The 19,900-nt window shown below is 46.8% G+C and carries 14 protein-coding genes and 1 other RNA gene; 9 read left to right on the plus strand and 6 right to left on the minus strand.

The window, feature by feature from the left end; all coding sequences use genetic code 11:
• Positions 1 to 2: 2 nt before the first annotated feature.
• On the minus strand, positions 3 to 2,480 hold the full coding sequence (locus ESB13_RS01185; RefSeq protein ID WP_129001218.1) for a BamA/TamA family outer membrane protein: 2,478 nt from the start codon (positions 2,478 to 2,480) through the stop codon (positions 3 to 5).
• Positions 2,481 to 2,485: 5 nt separating this feature from the next.
• Between ESB13_RS01185 and ESB13_RS01190 the strand changes: the two genes are divergently transcribed.
• A complete protein-coding gene (locus ESB13_RS01190; RefSeq protein WP_129001219.1) occupies positions 2,486 to 3,220 on the plus strand; it encodes a TrmH family RNA methyltransferase in 735 nt (244 codons plus the stop codon).
• Between the two features lie 63 nt (positions 3,221 to 3,283).
• Here the strand turns inward: ESB13_RS01190 and ESB13_RS01195 are convergent, their stop codons facing one another.
• Positions 3,284 to 4,516 (minus strand): ABC transporter permease, encoded by a 1,233-nt coding sequence (locus tag ESB13_RS01195; RefSeq protein ID WP_129001220.1) that lies wholly within the window; start codon positions 4,514 to 4,516, stop codon positions 3,284 to 3,286.
• An 87-nt stretch (positions 4,517 to 4,603) separates the two neighbouring features.
• Between ESB13_RS01195 and ESB13_RS01200 the strand changes: the two genes are divergently transcribed.
• The 3 genes from ESB13_RS01200 (at position 4,604) to fsa (ending at position 6,829) form a co-directional block, all read left to right on the plus strand.
• On the plus strand, positions 4,604 to 5,929 hold the full coding sequence (locus tag ESB13_RS01200) for a type IX secretion system plug protein (protein ID WP_129001221.1): 1,326 nt from the start codon (positions 4,604 to 4,606) through the stop codon (positions 5,927 to 5,929).
• A gap of 68 nt (positions 5,930 to 5,997) precedes the next feature.
• Positions 5,998 to 6,095, plus strand: an RNA gene (gene ffs, locus ESB13_RS01205) — signal recognition particle sRNA small type.
• A gap of 83 nt (positions 6,096 to 6,178) precedes the next feature.
• A complete protein-coding gene (gene fsa / locus ESB13_RS01210) occupies positions 6,179 to 6,829 on the plus strand; it encodes a fructose-6-phosphate aldolase (RefSeq protein ID WP_129001222.1) in 651 nt (216 codons plus the stop codon).
• 110 nt (positions 6,830 to 6,939) lie between these two features.
• On the opposite strand, the gene ESB13_RS01215 is transcribed toward fsa, so the two are convergent.
• Together ESB13_RS01215 and ESB13_RS01220 are read right to left on the minus strand one after the other, a co-directional pair.
• A complete protein-coding gene (locus tag ESB13_RS01215; RefSeq protein WP_129001223.1) occupies positions 6,940 to 7,362 on the minus strand; it encodes a hypothetical protein in 423 nt (140 codons plus the stop codon).
• Positions 7,363 to 7,432: 70 nt separating this feature from the next.
• Positions 7,433 to 8,125, minus strand: a complete 693-nt coding sequence (locus ESB13_RS01220; protein WP_129001224.1) for a hypothetical protein — start codon at positions 8,123 to 8,125, stop codon at positions 7,433 to 7,435.
• A 199-nt stretch (positions 8,126 to 8,324) separates the two neighbouring features.
• Here ESB13_RS01220 and ESB13_RS01225 point away from each other — a divergent pair, with 199 nt between their 5' ends.
• Both ESB13_RS01225 and ESB13_RS01230 read left to right on the plus strand, forming a co-directional pair.
• Entirely contained in the window at positions 8,325 to 10,274 is a 1,950-nt protein-coding gene (locus ESB13_RS01225) for a gliding motility-associated C-terminal domain-containing protein (protein WP_164974058.1), read from the plus strand.
• Between the two features lie 75 nt (positions 10,275 to 10,349).
• Positions 10,350 to 11,585, plus strand: coding sequence for a peroxiredoxin family protein (locus ESB13_RS01230; RefSeq protein ID WP_246022388.1), 1,236 nt, complete (start codon positions 10,350 to 10,352; stop codon positions 11,583 to 11,585).
• 178 nt (positions 11,586 to 11,763) lie between these two features.
• On the opposite strand, the gene ESB13_RS01235 is transcribed toward ESB13_RS01230, so the two are convergent.
• A complete protein-coding gene (locus ESB13_RS01235; protein ID WP_129001226.1) occupies positions 11,764 to 12,231 on the minus strand; it encodes an OsmC family protein in 468 nt (155 codons plus the stop codon).
• A 619-nt stretch (positions 12,232 to 12,850) separates the two neighbouring features.
• On the opposite strand from ESB13_RS01235, the gene ESB13_RS01240 reads away from it, so the two are divergent.
• Positions 12,851 to 16,126, plus strand: coding sequence for a SusC/RagA family TonB-linked outer membrane protein (locus tag ESB13_RS01240; RefSeq protein WP_164974059.1), 3,276 nt, complete (start codon positions 12,851 to 12,853; stop codon positions 16,124 to 16,126).
• Positions 16,127 to 16,137: 11 nt separating this feature from the next.
• Positions 16,138 to 17,556, plus strand: coding sequence for a RagB/SusD family nutrient uptake outer membrane protein (locus tag ESB13_RS01245; protein WP_129001228.1), 1,419 nt, complete (start codon positions 16,138 to 16,140; stop codon positions 17,554 to 17,556).
• A gap of 65 nt (positions 17,557 to 17,621) precedes the next feature.
• Here ESB13_RS01245 and ESB13_RS01250 read toward each other — a convergent pair whose 3' ends face one another.
• The gene (locus tag ESB13_RS01250) at positions 17,622 to 18,197 is read right to left on the minus strand and encodes an RNA polymerase sigma factor (protein ID WP_129001229.1); all 576 of its coding nucleotides are present in this window, start codon (positions 18,195 to 18,197) and stop codon (positions 17,622 to 17,624) included.
• A 263-nt stretch (positions 18,198 to 18,460) separates the two neighbouring features.
• On the opposite strand from ESB13_RS01250, the gene ESB13_RS01255 reads away from it, so the two are divergent.
• Complete coding sequence (locus tag ESB13_RS01255; protein WP_129001230.1) at positions 18,461 to 19,648, plus strand: FecR family protein; 1,188 nt, start codon at positions 18,461 to 18,463, stop codon at positions 19,646 to 19,648.
• The last annotated feature ends 252 nt before the right edge of the window (positions 19,649 to 19,900 follow it).

The raw sequence follows: 19,900 nt of genomic DNA on the forward strand, positions 1-19,900 counted from the left end.
GGTTAGAACGGTAACCCTATCCCCAGCTGTATCGCAAAGTTGTTGCGCTTTATCACACGCTGCCCCGAAGCATCTGTAGCATCTATGACCTTGAACTCGTCATTGGTCCAGGTAAAGTTCGAAAAGTCCAGCCACCCGTTATTCCTCAATCGCGCAGGATCTTTCAGCTTTAATCCGCCATCAATTCTTATCAGGAAATAGTTGAAGTCGAAACGTATACCCGTTCCTATGCCAATAGCAATATCATCGGCAAAACGATTAAGGCTAAATACGCTTTTGGGATTGTCAGGATCGTTTTTGATATTCCATACATTGCCGATATCCGTAAACAACGCACCCGCTACCTGTATAGCGCCAATGGTCGCCACCTTATAACGGTATTCCGCATTAAGCTCCAGCTGCAGATCCCCATACCGGTCACGGAACGATCCCGAAGTATCGCTTAACAACGATGACCCAAGCCCCAGTTGCCGCAGGCTCCAGGCGCGCATACTGTTAGGCCCGCCCGCAAAGAACTGTTTGAAGAAGGGTAACGTCTTACCAAATTTCCCTTCACCACTGTAGTTGATACCTGCACCGCCATAAGCTCTTAACGCAAGTGTCGTCTTCCGGTATAAAATGGCCTTTTTATACTCCGCATCGAACTTGATATACTGGTATATCCTGTCCTGCAAACTGGTGATCCTGCCGAATAACCCGCCTGCCTCTTCTACAGAAAAACGGAAGATATTGCTTACCGAAGGATTATGACGCCCGGGATAGGTAACGGTATAGCTCAATACCTGGCTTATCACCGATCCGGTATTGAAAGCCGTACGCAGCAAAGGATTCGTCTTAAACGCATTCCGTAACCCCGCCAGCGTATCAAGCGAATACAGCTCTACATTCAATGGCTTGTACGACCATAACTTATTCTTCTTTTTCCATTCATACCCCCAGCTGGTAACCAGTGAACGCAGTTGATAAAAGTCCTTCCGGTTGATATAGGCGCCGTTGATGTTGAATACCGTTTGCTTGGCATCGAGCTTATAACCGCCTCTGATCCGTATAGGAGAGATGAAACGCGGAAACGCAAATCGCTGGTTGATCGACCCCTGGGTGGTCTGAAAAAGGTCGGCGCTGGGATCCAGGTTCATCTCTATACCGGTCCTCAAACTCGTTACCGCCTGTATGGCCCGCTTGGCCACATTCCTGTTCCGCAATGTAACACTGCTGGCTATACCAAACAGGTTCGATGCACCTATCACATCACCCGTATTCCGGCTGGCTTCCAGGTCATAAGTGATATTGTATTTGACATTAGGGGATAGGAAAATATGAAAATCCAGTGAATCTCCACGCACTACAGTCCTGCTGTCAACCTGCCCCCATGCCCCGATATTGGAGAAGTTGGTCATCGTCTTATAATACAGGTCTTCGTTATACATCGCGCCACGACGCATATACGAATGATCACGGAAAGGACGGTCCTTGAACTTCCCCTCACGATCATAAATAGTGAACCAGCGGCGATCCAGTTTCCTGAAATCAGGTTTGTTGATAAGACTATCCGGTATCTCGGTAGCCTTCGTCTCCGGGTAGTAATAAATATTGCCGATATAATACTGCTTCAGCGCCGCAGTATCCGTAAAACTGCTGTCTTTAAAATTCTTCCGGTAATAATCCCCCCGCTCATAAATGCTCAGGTCTATTATCGGGTTCCGCTTCTGACGCTCCGATGCCTCCGCCAGCCGCTCTGCCAGCTCAAACGGGTCAACAGTTAACTTCAATAAGGCCTTATCCGTTGTATCCGCTTCCGCCAGCAGGTTGTCGCGCGAAAGCTGGTAATAACCATTCTGCCGGTAAATGGTGACAAGACGCCCAAGCTCGCTGGCCACAAGTTCCTTCGAGTACGGCTTGCCCTTTTTCAATACAGTGGCTTCCGCATTCGCCAGCGCCAGCCGTTGCAGATTGCTGTCATTAAGCAAATAACGCAATGAATCGATGATGATGTTCTTGCCCGGATCGATCTGCATAACCACCGTAGTCCGCTTTTGTATAGGGAACGCTTTCCGGTTGAAAAGATTGGCCAGGAAAAAACGGTGGGCCTTGTGTTCCGTAACAAAAAAAGTATCCTTATAAGTAGCATAGTAATATCCTTGTGAATTCAGGTAACCATTCATGAACAGAATTGTCCTGCGGATATTCATCGTATCGAAAATAGGAGGGTTGCGCAGGCTGTAGAAAATGCCGAACCGCTGCACCTTACGGGCCATCAAACTGTCGTCCCAATAATTCTCTAATGAATTTAATAACCTATTTTTCTCATCTTTGGGCAGGTTTCCCTTGAGCTCTATCCGGTTATGGGCTACAAAAGGGGTGTCTGTCGGAAAATTCCTGACGGCAAGACGCCTTTGTTCACTACAGGAAGTGAGAAAACAAACCCAGAAACTAAGCGACAACAATAGAAGTATTGGTACGGGTTTGTGTTTAAATGTCATATTATATGGTTACTAAAAACGAGGTCAAATATATCCAAAGTTTATACCAGAAAAAAAACAGGCTTGAAGAACGGCTTTTTATTGCCGAAGGCCCGAAACTGGTCGGCGAAATGCTGCAATCCGGTTATGTTATCCGTAACATCTATGCCACCAGCCAATGGTGCGATAACAACTCCAATATACCCGCAACGCCTGTCTCCGATGCCGAACTTGAAAAGATCAGCCTGCTGCAAACTCCCAACCAGGTCCTGGCAATAGGGGAGCAGCGCCCGCCTTCCGGTGACCCTGTCCTTAAAGGGCATTTCAGCCTTGTCCTCGACGGCATCCAGGACCCCGGTAACCTCGGTACCATCATCCGTATAGCCGATTGGTTTGGCATTTCCCAGATCATCGCTTCTCCCGATACTGCCGAATTTTACAATCCAAAGGTCATCCAGTCAACTATGGGCAGCTTCCTGCGTGTAAACCTTTGGTACCAACCCCTGCAAGAATTGCTGTCTCAGTCCCCGGTACCGGTATTTGGAGCCCTGCTCAACGGTAAAAGCATTCACAGCCAGCAGCCCCTGAACGAAGGCCTCCTGGTAATAGGAAACGAATCAAAAGGCATCCGTGAACCGCTGCTGCCTTTCATCTCCAATGCCCTCACCATCCCACGCATTGGCCACGCCGAATCGCTTAACGCCGCCGTAGCCACCGGCATCCTGCTTTCACACCTGCGGGCAGGTATAAACGGCGGATAACAAAACATAAAAAAAACCGGAAAAATATCTCCGGCTTTTTATCATAAGATCTCTGTCATACCATCACCTGAACATGATCGCCTTCACCGGCCGTATCGTCTTGATAAACACGGTTGGCAGAATAAGCGATAAAATACACACAAACAAAGTGCCTGCACATACAGCCAGTACCTGCCACCAGATGATCATCACCGGGGCAACACTTACCGAATAAGCGCTTTCATCAAGTTTTATAAGCCCCGTATACTGCTGCAGCAGGCAAAGACCTACACCCGTGAATAGCCCTATCAATATGCCGGCCCCCGAAATAATGATAGTATTATAAAGGAAGATCGATTGTATGCTCCAGTCCTCCATACCCAGCGCCTTTAAAACGCCCACCATCCGTGTCCGTTCCAGTACCAGTATCAATAAACACGTAATAAGGTTGATGATCGCTACTACCGACATCACAATGAAAATGACATCCCTGTTTACATCCTGGATCTTTAACCAGTCAAAGATATTCGGATACACCTCCTGTATCGTTCTGCTGATCCAGGCATCCGGCAACTTGTCATAAAGCGCGTTGCTCACAGGATCCATGTTTTTATAATCGTCAAGAAAAAGCTCATAAGCGCCTATCTCATTATTGTCCCAGCGGTTGATACGTCGTAACAGCCTGATATCGCCTAAAGCAAACAGGTTGTCATATTCTTCGATCCCTGTTTTGTAAATACCGCTTACCTGTAACCGCCGCCAGCTGGTTCGCCCCGTTTCAGGCGAAATAAAATAAACTTTAACTGAATCGTTAACCTTGATATTAAGCTGGTTGGCAGTAGTGAGGGAAATAACGATCTGCTTGCTGTAAACACTATCCTTGAAATCAGGCCACCTGCCGGCGGTTAAAAAAGGCGCAAGATTGTCAAATGCATAAGAACTGTCTACCCCCTTGAATAAAACCCCTTCAATCTCCTGCTCCTTGTCAATTACAGCCGATTTGGTGGCAAAAGCCTGCACCTGCTTTACGCCGGGCGTTTGTCGCAATAACTGTAATACCGTATCGTTCTGCCGTAGCGGCGTTTCCTCCGCTACCAGCGCTTTGTACGATTCAAACTGCTGCACTCGCACATGTCCCCAGAAACTGAAAACCTTCTGGCTAACCGTACGCTGAAAACCATTCACAAAGGCCAGCGTAATGATCATGGCCGCAACACTTAAAGCCGTAGCGGCAGTGGCCAGGCGTATGATGAACCTGGAAAAAGAACGTTGCCTGTTGAAAGCAATGCGTCGTGCTATGAAAACCGGTATATTCATTTTTGAAGTGCTAAAACTACACTCCGTTACGCACCCCGCAAAAAGAAAGTCACAGTATTGTCGTAGGTTTATCTCAAAATTGTACACATGAGGTTTCTTTTTCTGACGCTGGGATTATGGACCATCTGCGCTTCTTCATATGCACAACGTGAACCCGATAAAATCTATCACGCTAATATCGGAAGCGTACAGCTGTTCCCCACCGGCAACCAGTACAATTACCCCATCATCACATTAGGCTCCGTTGGTGGCCTCGAACTGCATTTCGATGACCTCGACAACTACGTTAAAAACTATAACTATACCTACCAGCTCTGTAATGCCGATTGGACGCCCGTTAACCTCAGCACATTCGACTATATCCAGGGCTTCACTCAAAACAGGCTCACTCAGTTCCGTAATTCTTCTATAGCCACTACAAGATATATTCACTACCAGGTGAACCTGCCCGAACGCAATTGTATGCCCTCAAAAAGTGGTAACTACCTGCTTAAGGTCTACCTGAATGGCGATACCAGCCAGTTGGCCTTTACGCGCCGCATCCTCATCGCCGAAAGCGGGGTCACCATAGCGGCTGCTATTCAGCAGCCTTTTGATGCCACAAAAGCACGCACGCATCATAAACTCCAGTTTACCGTCGATAAAACACAGCTCAATGTACTGAACCCCGCACAACAACTGCAGGTGGTAGCATTACAAAACTTCCGCTGGGATAACGCCGTCACAGGAAAACAACCCATGTTCATGCGCGGAAATCTCTTCGAATACAATGGAGAACGTGACTTCCTCTTCCCCGCAGGAAAAGAATACCGCTGGGCCGATCTGGGTAGCTTCCGCTTCCTGAGCGAACGCATGGATAGATACGATCTCAAACAACTCCCCTTCGAAATATGGCTGAAGCCCGACGGCGAATGGACGCAATCACGTTACCTCTATTACGCCGACCTTAACGGCTTCTCCGAAACAAGAACTACCGATAATATCAACCCCTGGTGGCAAGGCGACTATGCTTACATTAATTTTATCTATGTTCCTGCTGCGCGTAAACCCATCCCCAATAAAGAGCTCTATATAGGTGGACAATTCTCCCAATATAAATACACCGACCAATACCGCATGATCTTCAATGACCAGATAGGCGCCTATGAAAAAAGATTACTGTTGAAACAAGGCTACTATACCTACGCCTATTTTACGCCTGTATCCGCATCGCCCCAAATGGCAATACCAAATACACAGGCAACAGGGAATACACCGCAGCTCCCGGGCGAAACAACTTTCACCGACGGTAATTATTGGGAAACCGAAGACGATTACACCATTCTCGTATACTACCGCGCCTTCAGCGATCGCTACGATCGCCTCGTAGGTCTTGCCACCATAAATAGCCGCGCCTCCAGGATAAAAGAGTAATTTTTACACTTAAATTCTATTCCACAGCAACTTTTGTTTTTTAAAAAACATTCCCATACTTTTGCACCCGGCAGGTCTTACACGACCAGCTCCTGCTGAATCCCCCAGGACCGGAAGGTAGCAAGGGTAGGTGGTTGAGCGGTGCGATGTAATAAGCCTGCCTTTTTTTCTCCCCCTAACCCCCTGAAGGGGGCGCTCAAAAAATTCAGGGTTTATAAACTTGAAAAAATCCCATTCGGGCTAGGCTTTATGAAATTCTTTATCGACACAGCGAACCTCGCACAAATCAAAGAAGCAAACGATCTTGGTATATTGGATGGTGTTACAACCAATCCTTCCTTAATGGCTAAAGAAGGCATTAAAGGAAACGATGCTATCCTTAACCATTATAAAACCATCTGTGAGTTGGTAGACGGTGATATCAGCGCCGAAGTATTATCTACAGATTTCGAAAGCATTATCGAAGAAGGCAAGAAACTTGCCGCTATTCACCCAAATATCGTAGTTAAAGTTCCGATGATCAAAGACGGTGTGAAAGCCATCAAATGGTTTACCGACAACGGCATCAGAACAAACTGTACTTTGATCTTCTCTGCAGGTCAGGCAATCCTCGCCGCTAAAGCCGGCGCTACTTACGTTTCTCCTTTCCTCGGTCGTATCGATGACAGCGGTTGGGATGGCGTTCAACTCATCGAACAAATCGCAAACATCTTCGCTATTCAGGGCTTTAAAACCGAGATCCTCGCAGCTTCTATCCGTAACGCAAACCACATCATCCGTTGCGCAGAAGCAGGTGCCCACGTTTGCACTTGCCCGCTCGACTCTATCCTCGGCCTCCTGAAACATCCTTTGACCGATATTGGCCTCGCCAAGTTCCTCGAGGATGCTAAAAAAATGTAGTTTACAATTGTACCAATAGCAATCCAAGGGTACTTCCTTCCGGGAGTACCCTTATTTTTTGAAATAAAAATAACGCCGGGTGCATTCCTATGCTCTGGTTCATACCAATGCTATTGCTTCTTCTTCCGGTACTCCCGCAATACCTCTTCCTCGGTCTTTAACACCCCGCTGTCTTCCTTCTTCTTGATATAAATACGAACCGAACGCACTAACGCAGGATTAGCCTTTAAAGTAGCCGTAATATCCACATACTCCCCTTTAAAGCTGGTATCTATGATAATACTGTTACCATCCCATTTCCCCGCATTGGCTTTAAAATCAACATCCTTGCTGCTCAGCGGCCGCCAGCGCCCGTTACTGAGCTTGGCGTCAACGTTGATATAGTTATACACCTGCTTTTTAAGACTGTCTGTGTAAAGATGAAAATAAATGCTGTCAACTACAGCAGGCGCCTCCTGGCTCCTGGCCTTTGATCCGCTCGCCATTATAGCCAACAAGAAGAGAACGGGTAAGAATGGTAATTTTTTTTGCATAGCTATCCTTCTCCCGCAAAGCTAACGCCATATCCCTGTTTCTCCCCGGAATTAACATTTTACCACCGGCTCACGGCTTTGGGATGCGCTGGATCGGGCCATCATGCTTAGGCTCCATAGAACCCATCCGGACGCCTCCCAGGTAATAACCGTCTCTGTACTGGTCGACAAAGCTTTTACGGTTGAAAAAGCGGGCTCTATTCAAAAAACGCTGGCAAATAGCATCGTTCTCGGCATTGCGTAAACCTGCAAAGGCCTGCTGCAAAGAATCTGCTACTTCGGTTCGCTCTCCGCCAAGTAAGAGCTTGGCCGTTGCAGTCGTAGAAAGTATCTGTATCCGCGTTGTGGTATCTCTGGTGTCCAAAAGCGCTGCAGTGGATGCATCGAGAGCTGCTTTATAATCTGCGCGCGATTTTTCCGTCAATCCTTGTATTTCAAAAAGCGCTCCGCGGAACAGTAAAAGCCATGCAGTCTTTTTTTTGCTGATCATTTTACTTAAAGCAATAATGGAGCTATCATACTGTCTGGCCCTCGCCAGTATGCGCGCTTGTGTATATAAAGCGCACTCATTTGATTTATCTAATGCCAGTATGCGCGAGATATAACGCCTCTCATTGAAATAATCAGGCTCACTTTCGCCAATATGGCTATTGAGGGCAATTGTCAGACTGTCTGAAAGTTTACTTACTTTTTCCTGTACACTGCGCTGTGCATAGGAACTGATCAATATAAGGCTGAGGCCAAGGGTGTAGATTAGTTTCATAGTCTTAAAAAGGTTAAGTAGTTGCTCAAATATAATCTTTTCCCCTATAGCCCATCGGCCTTCTTTGATGAACTATCGGTATCCCCCCTTCACTGGTCTATTTCTTACATCATCCTACACACTATTCCCGTTACTTTAGGAAGTATTCTTCTGATCAACTGTTGGTTTCCCCTGTTTTTCCTACATGCTGCTTAAAAAAATGACAACGAAGAGCTTATATAGTGTTTCCCGTTCTGCCGCCTGCTGGCTGATCCTCCTTTTACTGGCCGTAACACAGCGCGCCACAGCCCAGCTTTGCACCGGTAGCCTCGGCGATCCTGTAGTGAGTATTGATTTCGGCGCCGGTACGGCCACCTTTGCCGGCGCCCTTCCTTCGGGAACTACCAACTATACCTATGTGGCGCAAAGCTTCCCCAACGACGGCTACTATACGGTCGAAAATACTACCGCCGGCGCAGGATCTGTCTGGTGGTCCACGACCGACCATACCGGCAACACAGGCGGTTATATGATGGTGGTCAACGCCTCCACTTCTGTAACGGACTACTTCTACAAGAAAGCAGTGACCGGCCTCTGCGGCGGCACTACCTACGAATTCGCCGCATGGGTCGTAAACCTGCTGCGCTCTTCCGACAATAACCCGCCCAATGTTACCTTCTCCATCCTCACTCCCGATGAATCCACGGTGATCCAGTCTTATAGTACAGGCTCCATTCCCCGTACCAGCAGCGGCCCCGTATGGAAACAGTTCGGCTTTTTCTTTACCACGCCCGCAGGCGTCTCCGATGTGGTCATCAAAATAAGTAATAGCAGCCCCGGTGGCGCGCCCGCTAATGACCTGGCGCTCGACGACATTACCTTCCGCCCATGTGGCCCATCTGTTAACATCGCCATTGCAGACGGAACCACCACAAAAAGGATCTGCAAAACAGACAACAGCACCTTTCAGTTCTCCGGCACTGTTTCTCCGCCCTATACCGATCCCGCTTATCAGTGGCAGCTAAGTATCGATGGTGGTACAAGCTGGACAGATATCTCCGGCGCAACCACAACGTCCTACACCCGCTCCCCAACCGGCGCAGGCACATTCCTCTACCGCCTGGTAACCGCGCAATCCACGAATATTGGTTCCGCCTCCTGTCGCGTCGCTTCAACTCCCATCTCTATCACCGTATTGGATAATCCCGATACCGAAGCCGCTTCCAATAACCCGGCATGTGAAGGCGAAACCCTGAACTTAACTTCCGCCAGCGGAGCCGCATCCTATAGTTGGACAGGCCCCAACGGCTTCACCAGCGCCAGCCAGAATCCCACGATCAGCGACATTACAACCGCCGTCAACGGCACCTACACCATTGCAATAACCACCACGGAAGGATGCGCCAATACCGGCACCGTTACCATAGCCGTCAATAAAAAGCCGGTAGCAAGTGCCGGCGCCGATATAGGCATCTGTGAAGGCAGTTCCACCTTGCTGCAGGGCTCCGGCGGCACCAGCTACGAATGGACGCCCGCAACAGGTCTCTCTGCTACAAATACAGCCACAACAACGGCAAATCCTACCGATTCTACCACCTACACCCTTACCGTCAGCAATGGCCTTTGTACCGATAAAGATGACGTGAATGTTTTTGTTTGGAAAAAGCCTGCTGTAAATGCCGGCGCCGATCAGCGCGACTATGAGGGTACTGTTTTCCAGCTATCCGGCACCGCATCGGGTACCGATGTTACTTATTACTGGTCGCCACCTTATAATATCAGCAATACCGCCGCACTTTCCCCCACAGTCTGGCCGGTTGTCGATACCACTTATGTGCTGCACGTTACCTCTCCCTATGGCTGCGGAACGGTAACCGATGCGGTGTTCATCAAAGTCTATAAACGTGTCACCGTTCCTAACGCATTCTCTCCCAATGCCGATGGTAACCATGATACCTGGGCCATCGATCAGTTGAATGTTTATCCCGAGGCCACATTGTCCGTCTTCAACCGTTACGGTCAGCGTGTGTTTTCCTGCCGGGGATACGATAAGGAATGGGATGGAACCGCTAACGGTGTACAACTGCCCGCAGGTACCTACTACTACGTCATCGATCTTAAAACAGAATTGGGAGGCAAACTTTCCGGCTGGGTGCTGCTCATTCGCTAGTGATCCCTCCCCGGAATGTAGGGCAGCCGCTTAATGCCAACTACTGTATCTTTACGGAAACGCAAAGATATTACCATGAGGAAACTAATGATGATGGCAGTGATACTGCTGGCAGTAGGGCAGGGAGTAATAGCGCAGGTACCTGTGAAAACCGGCATATGGCGCGCCCTCTTACATAGAGAAGACGGCAGGGACATTGTCTTCAACTACGAATTCTCCTGGAATAAAAACAAACCCGTTATCTATATCCTCAATGCAGAAGAACGGATGAAAGTTACCGATATCATCCTGGCAGGTGATTCTGTTTTCGTTCAGATGCCTTTCTTTGAATCTTCATTCCGTGCACGCGTCTATAGCAAAGACAGCATCAGCGGCAACTGGATCAAAGCAACCGCTACCAAATCGGTGGTGTTACCTTTTACCGCTTCTTCCCGTTATACAACCCGTTTTACGGCCGTAAAAGGTCCTGCAGCCACCAATATCAGCGGCAAATGGGCTGTGCAACTCTATAAGCCCGGAAACGAGCCTTCTCCCGCAATTGGCGTGTTTACGCAGAAAAACAATAAGGTGACAGGTAGCCTTCTCACTCCTACAGGCGACTTCAGGTTCCTGGAAGGCATCGTTACCGGCGACTCCCTGGTGATGTCGGCTTTCGATGGCAGCCACGCACTGCTGTTCACTGCTAAAGTCTCTAACCAGAAAATAGCTAACGGTATGTTATACAGCGGCGCCACAGGACAACAGCAATGGCAGGCGGTGGCTAACGATACCGCCACCTTACCCAATACCGCTGCCATGTACCTGAAAAGCGGCGAAGAAGGAAAACTAAACTTCCGCTTCAAAGATCTCAATGGCAAAGAGGTAGGCATTAACGACGAACGTTTTAAAAACAAAGTCGTCGTTATACAGATCATGGGCTCCTGGTGCCCCAACTGCATGGATGAAACGGCATTCCTGAGCGACTATTACAAAAACAACAAACAGCGTGGCGTGGAAATGATTGCCCTCGCATACGAATACACTACCGATGCCGAACGTTCTGCACGTTCACTGAATTCGTTTCAGCAACGCTTCAATATCACCTATCCTGTTCTGAATACAGGCGTAGCGGTTACTGATCCGCAGCGTACCGAAAAAACATTGCCCCAGTTCACACCCATTAAAACCTTCCCAACATCTATCATCATCGATAAAAAAGGAAAAGTGAGGAAAGTGGATACAGGTTTTGTTGGTCCTGGTACCGGTTCTTATTACAATGAGTATAAAGCTGAATTTGAAAAGATGATCTCAGCGCTCCTGGCTGAGTCGTAAAAAGAAAAAAAGAGGGCCTGCCATGTGACGCGGAGTGGTTTGTTGGTTCAGAAGAAAATAATTGTGACTTTTTTAAGTGCAAGTAAAACAGAAAGGATAATCAGTGATGGCAGGGCCTCGATAAAACAATGAACTAATGGAGCGCTTAAGCCCGCTCCCGGCGAGAACTCATGTATATCTACAGATTTTTAATACCTGCTGCGCTTACGCTCGGAAGTGTAACAACAGGTCGGAATACTATTGTCGATTTTATGGATGCTGATATAAGACAAGCCGCTTCTGACTTATGCAGGATCTGCTCTGCCAGTTCTTTCTGAGCTTCATCTTTGATGATCACCACAGGCGAAAGTATAATCTCACTGATCATATACTTGCCGTCTGTCATTTCAAGCTTGGCGGAAGAGTAAGAATTGAAAGACACAAAGTCCAGCTTCTTATGTTCTGCTATCGCAAGAAAGGTTGTCATCAGGCAACTATTGACGGCAGCAGCAAACAAATGTTCAGGTGACCATATTCCTTCCATTCCTTTAGGAAATTCCGGAGGGGTAGCAACCTCTATCGTTGTATCCAGAACAGAGGAACTCAATGTCCCTTTTCTATCTCTGTCCCAGCATACAGATACATCGTATGAATGTTCTACCGCCATAATGCTTGTTTAAATTTCTACCTCAAAAATGGGACGGTATTCAGGGATATTCTATGATAAAAGTCACCAAAACATAAATAGTTATCATTGCCTGCTTTTCGCTCCCCATCAACTTATCAGCATTTTGTGTCTCGATTCTTTTGGAAAAATTATAAACTAAAATATGTTTTGCTGAGTTTGTTTGTGATGATAAATCCGATAACTGGTTGATTATTATGGTAAAACCGTGTATGGTGTTGCCTGTGGCCTCCGCTGGTTGTCTACCTGTTTTTTGGTATCCCTTAATTAAGGCGAGTGCAGATGAATGAAAGGCGAACGTTGTTAACTCCGCGAGGATTTTGTTTTCATTAACGAACGTTTCAACAAAAATGGATCGAAAAAAAGAAAATAATTTTTCCTGCTGGTTAGTACTTATCTCCTTTTTATCACTCTTAGCCTGGTAATTGAGACTTTGACTTTTTAAAAGAAGTAACCGAACAGCATTGCGGGCAGAACGGTTACTCTTTCATACTTGGCTTAATTACTTTAACTGCTGCCTCCGGTACACCAGGACAACAACAAAATTGTAAACCAAAACGTACGCAAAATTATGCATTTAACTGCTAAACTTCTTCGTGTCATGAAGTTAATGTCTATCCTGCTCCTGGTTGGCGCGCTACATGCCAGCGCTGCATCCTGGTCTCAGAAAGTGTCTTTTTCAGGCAAAAACGTTTCTCTGGAAGCCGCATTCTCTGCTATTGAAAAGCAAACCGGTTATGTTCTGTTCTATGACTACAGGCAAATTGCCGGGGCTAAACTCATTTCCCTTGACGTGAAAGACGAGCCCCTCTTATCCTTTTTAAATTTGTGCTTCAAATCACAGCCATTTGGATATTTGATCGAAGACAAAACAATTATTGTTACACGCAATAGCGAAAAACATAATAGGATAACGGCAATTGTTGAAAATGTGCCGCTACCTCCCAAAGATGTATCCGGTATCGTTAGCGGCGACAACGGGGTTTTAAACGGTGCATCAGTCGTTATAAAGCGCACGGGTCTTGTAGCAACCACCAATACAAAGGGACAGTTTACCATATCAGGCGTAAATGAAAACGATACCCTGATCATCACCTATATCGGGTACCAGCAGGAAAAGGTTGCGGTAGCTGGAACAAACTTTGTCTCTGTAACATTAAAAATTGCTTCAGGTAAGCTGGATGAGGTTCAGGTATTGGGCTATGGGGGATCTACCACCCGAAGGCTTAATACAGGCTCCGTTACAAAAGTCACTGCAGACGATATTGCTAAGAACCCTGTTGGTAATGTGCTGCAGGCGCTGGCCGGACGTACAGCCGGCATGAGTATTAGTCAGGCGAACGGACTGCCTGGTGGAGATGTTACTTTTCAGGTGCGCGGACAAAATTCTATTACAGCAAATTCATACACCAGTGCCCCTCTTGTAGTCGTTGATGGCGTACCGTATCCCAACGCACCCATCAACCATCCCGATATGATGGGCGTTACCAATAATATCCCAGGCCCTAACGGCTTTGGTAGTTCTTTGTATAACCTGAACCCGGCCGATATAGAAAGCATTGATATCTTGAAAGATGCTGACGCTACGGCTATTTATGGTTCACGGGCAGCCAACGGCGTGATGCTCATCACCACCAAAAAAGGAAAGCAGGGTAAAACCAAGGTCGACGCCAATGTGAATGGAGGTGTTGCTATGAATAACCGGCGTGTGGAGCTTTTATCCACGCCGGAATACCGGGCTTTGCGCAAAGAGGCCTATCAAAACGCAGGTATAGTACCTACGGCAGCTAATGCCCCCGATTTATTTACATGGGATAGTACAAAAACTACCGACTGGCAAAAGGAACTGGTAGGACATACCGCTAATATTGTTGATGCCAATTTATCCATGTCGGGCGGAGCAGGAGGTACTTCCTTTTTGATTGCAGGAAATTACCACTATGAAAATACCATCTATGCAGACAGGCGCGGATCTAATAAGGCGGGCGCACACTATTCGTTGAATCACACATCAAATTCAGGAAAGTTTAATATCGCCTTATCGGGAATGGTGAACACCACCCAAACAAAATTACCGAACGGGGCTTATGGCAGTTTAGCATATACACTTCCTCCCAACTTTAATCCATACGATGCTGCGGGCAATTTAAACTGGAGTTACAGTGGCGGCAACCCTTATGGATCGATGAGAACTTCCTATAGTGCCAAAACGTTAAGCCTTACCTCCAACTTGTTACTTCGTTATACCATACTACCGGGCCTCGAGGCCAGAACTTCATTCGGATTAACGAATGTTACCTCTGAGCAGCAGCTCATTTTCCCGAAGGCGGCACTGGACCCGTCCAACACATTTGCGCAATCGTACAACAGGTATAACTCTTCACGCAACCGTACAGTAAACGTAGAGCCTCAAATCCAGTACTCCGGTAATTTGCTCAAAGGCAGGTTTAACATACTGGCAGGTAGCACTATCATGAAAACAGTTGGGGAAATGCCTGTTTATATCACTGCCACAGGCTTCTCATCAGACGCCTATATCAATAATCTGGCGCTGGCAAGCACCTATACTACCGGCACAGGCTACAACGCTTACCAGTATGCCTCATTCTTTGGACGCGCCAACTATATCTGGAATTCCAGGTATATCATCAACGGCTCTTTCCGGAGAGATGGATCTTCGAGGTTTGGCCCTGACAGGCGCTTTGGAAACTTTGGAGCCATAGGTGCTGCATGGATCTTTTCAAATGAAACATTCATGAAGAATATTCCTTTCCTGAGTTTTGGTAAATTAAGAGGTAGCATAGGATGGGTAGGATCTGACAACGTTCCGAATTATAAATTTATCAGCACCTACACTGCCACTACCTACCCCTACGGCACGGCCGCCGGAATGGCGCCTGCACAATTGGATAATCCTGATTTCGGATGGGAGGCTACCCAAAAACTGGAAGGCGCCATAGAATTAGGTTTCTTTAAAGATCGTATCCTGCTTTCCGCTTCGGTGTATCGCAATCGCACCGGTAATCAACTGGTCGATTATCCCGTGAGTACACAAACAGGATTTACTTCTTTCACCAATAACCTTACCAGCGCACTCGTGCAGAACAGTGGTTTTGAAATTGAGCTTACTACTACCAATATTCAAAACACAAAACTGAAATGGAGTACATCTTTGAACCTGAGCCTTCCCAGGAATAAATTGCTGAAGTTCGATGGCATCGAAAAAACCAGCTATGCAAACAGTATGGTGGTGGGTAACCCGCTTTTAGCCTATTATGCCCTCCATTATACAGGCAATAATGCGAATGGTATACCGCAGTATGAAGATGTCAACAAAAATGGTGTAATAGATTATTCCGGCGGCCTGGCAGCTTACAACAAAGGCGATAAAGTGTTGGTAGGAGCCGGTTACGCCACCTGTTTCGGTGGATTGAACAATAGCATCAGCTATAAAAATATACAACTCGATTTCCTGTTCCAATATACGCTGGGTGCAAAAAAGCCTACCTACCTGTCTAATTCATTTCAAACAGGACAGATGTATAATGTTCCTAAAAAAACAGTGGAGGCCTATCGCTCCCTCGGATTGGCAAAAGCATTTATCAGGCCTTCGTTTTCAACAGACTGGTATAATTACACCCTGTTAAGCGATGCTGTTTATATGGATGCATCCTTCCTCCGGCTTACCAACGTATCAATATCCTATAACTTTAAGCCTGCTACGCTAAAGCAATTACACATCACTGGAGCCAGGGTTTACCTGCAGGCGCAAAACCTTTTCGTAATTACCAACTACAAAGGATTTGACCCGGAAACAGGCATCAATTCCGTTCCCCCCTTGCAGAGGCTGGTTGGCGGTCTTCAATTCTCACTCTAAAAAAAACTATTATGCAAGCACAACATATAAAAAGCCTTATCTATAGCTGCTTAACTTTAGGCATACTGATGGCCGGAACCGGATGCAGTAAATTCCTGGAGCCCGATTATAAAACCAATGTCACTACCGACGTTATTTTCAGCAGTGATGGAAACGCCCAGGCTGCCATTAATGGCGTATACGCCACTATGGCCAATAATCAAACCACTAATGGCGAAATAACCCGTTCAACGGGTATGGCCGCAGATGAACTGTCTTACTATACAGCCAGCATCGTCTACGATCAGTTTGCAAGTAACAATTTACTGGTGAACAACGACAACCTGAATACGTTCTGGGTTCACTTCTACAGTGTGATTTACCAGTCTAATTCCATCATTGAAAATGCGGGTGCTTCTTCCGGCCTTTCGGCTGCCTTTCAAAAGCAGATTATAGGAGAAGCCTATTTCTTAAGGGCATTCAGCCACTTTTACCTGGTGAATCTGTTTGGACCTGTACCATTGATAACCACTATAGAAAAAAATGTAACACTCTACGCACCCAGGGCCAGCGAGGCCGATGTTTATACCCAGATAAAAGCCGACCTGGTAATGGCTATGAATAACCTGCCTGCTGATTATACGATCTCCGGGGGCAAACGCACCCGGGCCAATAAATGGGCCGCAGCAGCTTTGCTCGCAAGGGTATACCTCTATACGAAAGACTGGGCTAATGCCGAGGCGATGGCTACACAGGTTTTAGCCAACACCGGTTTGTATAAAATACAAGCCACTGCCGATATCAATAAAGCATTTCAGAATGGTAACAGCGAATCTATTTTAGAACTTGATCGCACCCCTTTTTCTAATTATACCAACGAAGGAAGCGCATTTGTAACAACAATAGGCACTGCCGCTATACTGCGATATCCGATGAATACCGAACTGGTCAGCAGCTTTGAAAGCGGCGATCTCAGGAAAACAAACTGGATTCTTCAGGGTGCCAGTGTAAGTACTCCCTCCAAGTATAAACTAAATGCTGCACCTGCCACTGCCGCCCTGGGCGAAAACTACCTGTTACTGCGCGTCGCGGAATTGTATCTAATCCGTGCAGAAGCAAAGGTGCAACAAGATAATTTCACGGGTGGGGCAGATGATATTAATGTGATCAGAAACCGTGCAGGGCTTAAAAATAGTACAACAATGACAGACAGGGCCTCCTCTATGCTGGCTATTGAAAATGAGCGCAGACATGAGTTGTTTTGTGAGTGGGGACACCGCTGGTTCGACTTAAAACGCTGGCCCGGTTTAACGGCCGGAAACAAAACCAGGGCGGATGATATTTTAGGTAAGCTCAAAGCAGGCTGGAAAACAACGGCTACCTTATTCCCGATACCACAAATTCCAAGAAGCAACAACCCCAATCTAACGCAGAATGACGGGTATAATTAAAAAACAAACAGCATCAGGCCCACTACTTGTTGGGCCTGATGCTGTATTGTTTGTTTGCGTATTCGTTACCAGAAGAATTTTCTCGCCAGCAGCGAAGCAAGCGCCAATCGATAGCCATTCCTGACCAGGTAATCCCTTATATCATTCAGTGCTTTTTGCAGGTGGTTTTTTATTGTATTTCTCGATAAACCTGTTGCTGCGGCTATTTCATCAACATTCATATTCTCCCTGCGGCTCAACAGGTAAATTTTACGGGGCTGCGCCGGCAGTTCTAATACCGCCTTTTCAATAAGTTGTTGCACGGTTCTTTCACCCATTAACTCCTCAATCTGATCACTTTCCTTAGCACTATGTTTGTAGAGCTCGGCAGCCAGCTTGCTATCCAGCGCCGCTCGTTTTAATAACCCAATCGCAAGATTTCTGGCAATACGAAAAATATAGCCGTCTATATTCTCAACAACCCGCAGGTCTTTCCTTTTCCGCCAGAGTATCAGGAACAACTCCTGCGTTACTTCTTCTGTCAGGTACTCGGATTTCGTGATAAAATAAATATACTCATGCACCCTTTTTGCATACGTCTCAAACAGCTTACGAAAGCTGCTTTCATCTCCCGCCTGTTCCGATGAAAGGTCAATTACCATCCTCACTTTGTTGATCAGGCAATAATACCAAAATATTACGCTTCAACCATTTATGAAAGCTATTCCATTCATACAAAAATAAATCATATACGATAGCCGCTCAGTTACTTTCAACAATCCTCAGTATTTTTTCGTACTATTTCGGCCTGGCCCGTAACGATAAAATAAAAACCGGCGCCATTAGTACCTGGAAGCCCATAATAACCTCTTATTACAAGGCAATAACAGAATTGTTATAGCGGCCACCATTAAACCATCTTGAAATGACTCCACAGGAACGCGCACATCAGCTATTTGAAAAGTACCTTGCCGGTACATGTACTCCCGGGGAATGGGATGAATTGTTGGCGCTTGTGGGTACGTTAGACGAAAATGATGGCGAAATGCTGACTGAGCCATTATACCAGGTCTGGCTAAAAACAGGCAAAAACGAACGCCACTCACAGGTGCCGCCTTTTAACCAGGAACAACTCTATCAATCTATTATAAAATCCGGCAAGGAAGACAGCAACACACCCGTTCGCCGGATAAAATGGTGGCGCATTGCGGCGGCTCTCATAGCGAGCCTGCTGGTGACAGCAGCGCTGCTCTATTATAACTACAACAGCCATCCCGCTTCGCACACGATGGCTGACACTGCTCCGGAAAACAAGATAAAGCCAGGTGTAAACCAGGCGGTTTTAACGCTTTCTAACGGCCGGCAGATCATTTTAGACAGCACAGCTACTGGTACCATTAGCAAACAAGGAAACATTACAGTCATCAACCTGAACGGACAACTCGCCTACAAAGCCGAAACCGGCAGCACTGCCATTGAAACAGTTTATAATACAGTAACAACAGCAAAAGCGAATCAATATCAACTCGTGTTGAGAGACGGCACCAGGGTTTGGCTTAACGCCTCCTCCTCTATACGCTTTCCAACGGAATTCACGGGTGCAATCCGTACTGTCGAAATCACCGGGGAAGCCTATTTTGAAGTGGCTGCCATGCCATCCCAACCCTTTCACGTGAAAACAAATGGTGTTGATATAGAAGTGCTGGGTACTCATTTTAATGTAAATGCCTATGCCGACGAAGCAGCTATCAGAACTTCTCTGTTGGAAGGCGCGGTAAAAATAACGGCCGGTAATAAATCGAATCTCCTGGCTCCCGGGCAGGAAGCAAATGTGCTGCCGTCCGGGGAAACAGCTGTACGAACTGGCAATGTAGCATTGGCTGTAGCATGGGTAAATGGCTATTTTCAGTTCGATCAGGCGCCCCTGCCCGTTATCATGCGCCAGGTTGGCCGATGGTACGATCTCGACATCAAATATGAAGGCCAGGTACCTGACAGGGTCTTTAAAGGAAAGATTCAACGAAGCCTCCCGCTTTCCGGTATCCTTAATCTTTTAAGAAAAGGAGATATTCAAATAAGATTGGAAGGCAAAACGCTCATCATCATGGGTTAAGAAACGCCTGCTGATTACCTGTCGGTCCGTCCTGGTATTGCAATACGGTTGTCCCGGTTGGGAATGGATATTGGCGCATCTTGGAAAAAGGATACGATAACCAGTAACGGTGTGCCCAATGTCATTGTGTTATCATAGGTGCATGTTCCGGAATAGGTAACGGGTGGTAAATGATTACGAGTTCCCGTAAGACAGATGCAATTTTCGCAGACTTACGTAGTACACCGGATGAACTGTGAAATAAAATGCCCC

The sequence above is a fragment of the Filimonas effusa genome (genome assembly GCF_004118675.1).
Classification (GTDB): domain Bacteria; phylum Bacteroidota; class Bacteroidia; order Chitinophagales; family Chitinophagaceae; genus Filimonas; species Filimonas effusa.

Bases quoted from the DNA above. Each gene is read 5' to 3' on its own strand.
- ESB13_RS01185 (WP_129001218.1), bottom strand. From the start codon at position 2,480: ATGACATTTAAACACAAACCCGTACCAATACTTCTATTGTTGTCGCTT.
- ESB13_RS01190 (WP_129001219.1), top strand. From the start codon at position 2,486: ATGGTTACTAAAAACGAGGTCAAATATATCCAAAGTTTATACCAGAAA.
- ESB13_RS01195 (WP_129001220.1), bottom strand. From the start codon at position 4,516: ATGAATATACCGGTTTTCATAGCACGACGCATTGCTTTCAACAGGCAA.
- ESB13_RS01200 (WP_129001221.1), top strand. From the start codon at position 4,604: ATGAGGTTTCTTTTTCTGACGCTGGGATTATGGACCATCTGCGCTTCT.
- fsa (WP_129001222.1), top strand. From the start codon at position 6,179: ATGAAATTCTTTATCGACACAGCGAACCTCGCACAAATCAAAGAAGCA.
- ESB13_RS01215 (WP_129001223.1), bottom strand. From the start codon at position 7,362: ATGCAAAAAAAATTACCATTCTTACCCGTTCTCTTCTTGTTGGCTATA.
- ESB13_RS01220 (WP_129001224.1), bottom strand. From the start codon at position 8,125: ATGAAACTAATCTACACCCTTGGCCTCAGCCTTATATTGATCAGTTCC.
- ESB13_RS01225 (WP_164974058.1), top strand. From the start codon at position 8,325: ATGACAACGAAGAGCTTATATAGTGTTTCCCGTTCTGCCGCCTGCTGG.
- ESB13_RS01230 (WP_246022388.1), top strand. From the start codon at position 10,350: ATGAGGAAACTAATGATGATGGCAGTGATACTGCTGGCAGTAGGGCAG.
- ESB13_RS01235 (WP_129001226.1), bottom strand. From the start codon at position 12,231: ATGGCGGTAGAACATTCATACGATGTATCTGTATGCTGGGACAGAGAT.
- ESB13_RS01240 (WP_164974059.1), top strand. From the start codon at position 12,851: ATGAAGTTAATGTCTATCCTGCTCCTGGTTGGCGCGCTACATGCCAGC.
- ESB13_RS01245 (WP_129001228.1), top strand. From the start codon at position 16,138: ATGCAAGCACAACATATAAAAAGCCTTATCTATAGCTGCTTAACTTTA.
- ESB13_RS01250 (WP_129001229.1), bottom strand. From the start codon at position 18,197: ATGGTAATTGACCTTTCATCGGAACAGGCGGGAGATGAAAGCAGCTTT.
- ESB13_RS01255 (WP_129001230.1), top strand. From the start codon at position 18,461: ATGACTCCACAGGAACGCGCACATCAGCTATTTGAAAAGTACCTTGCC.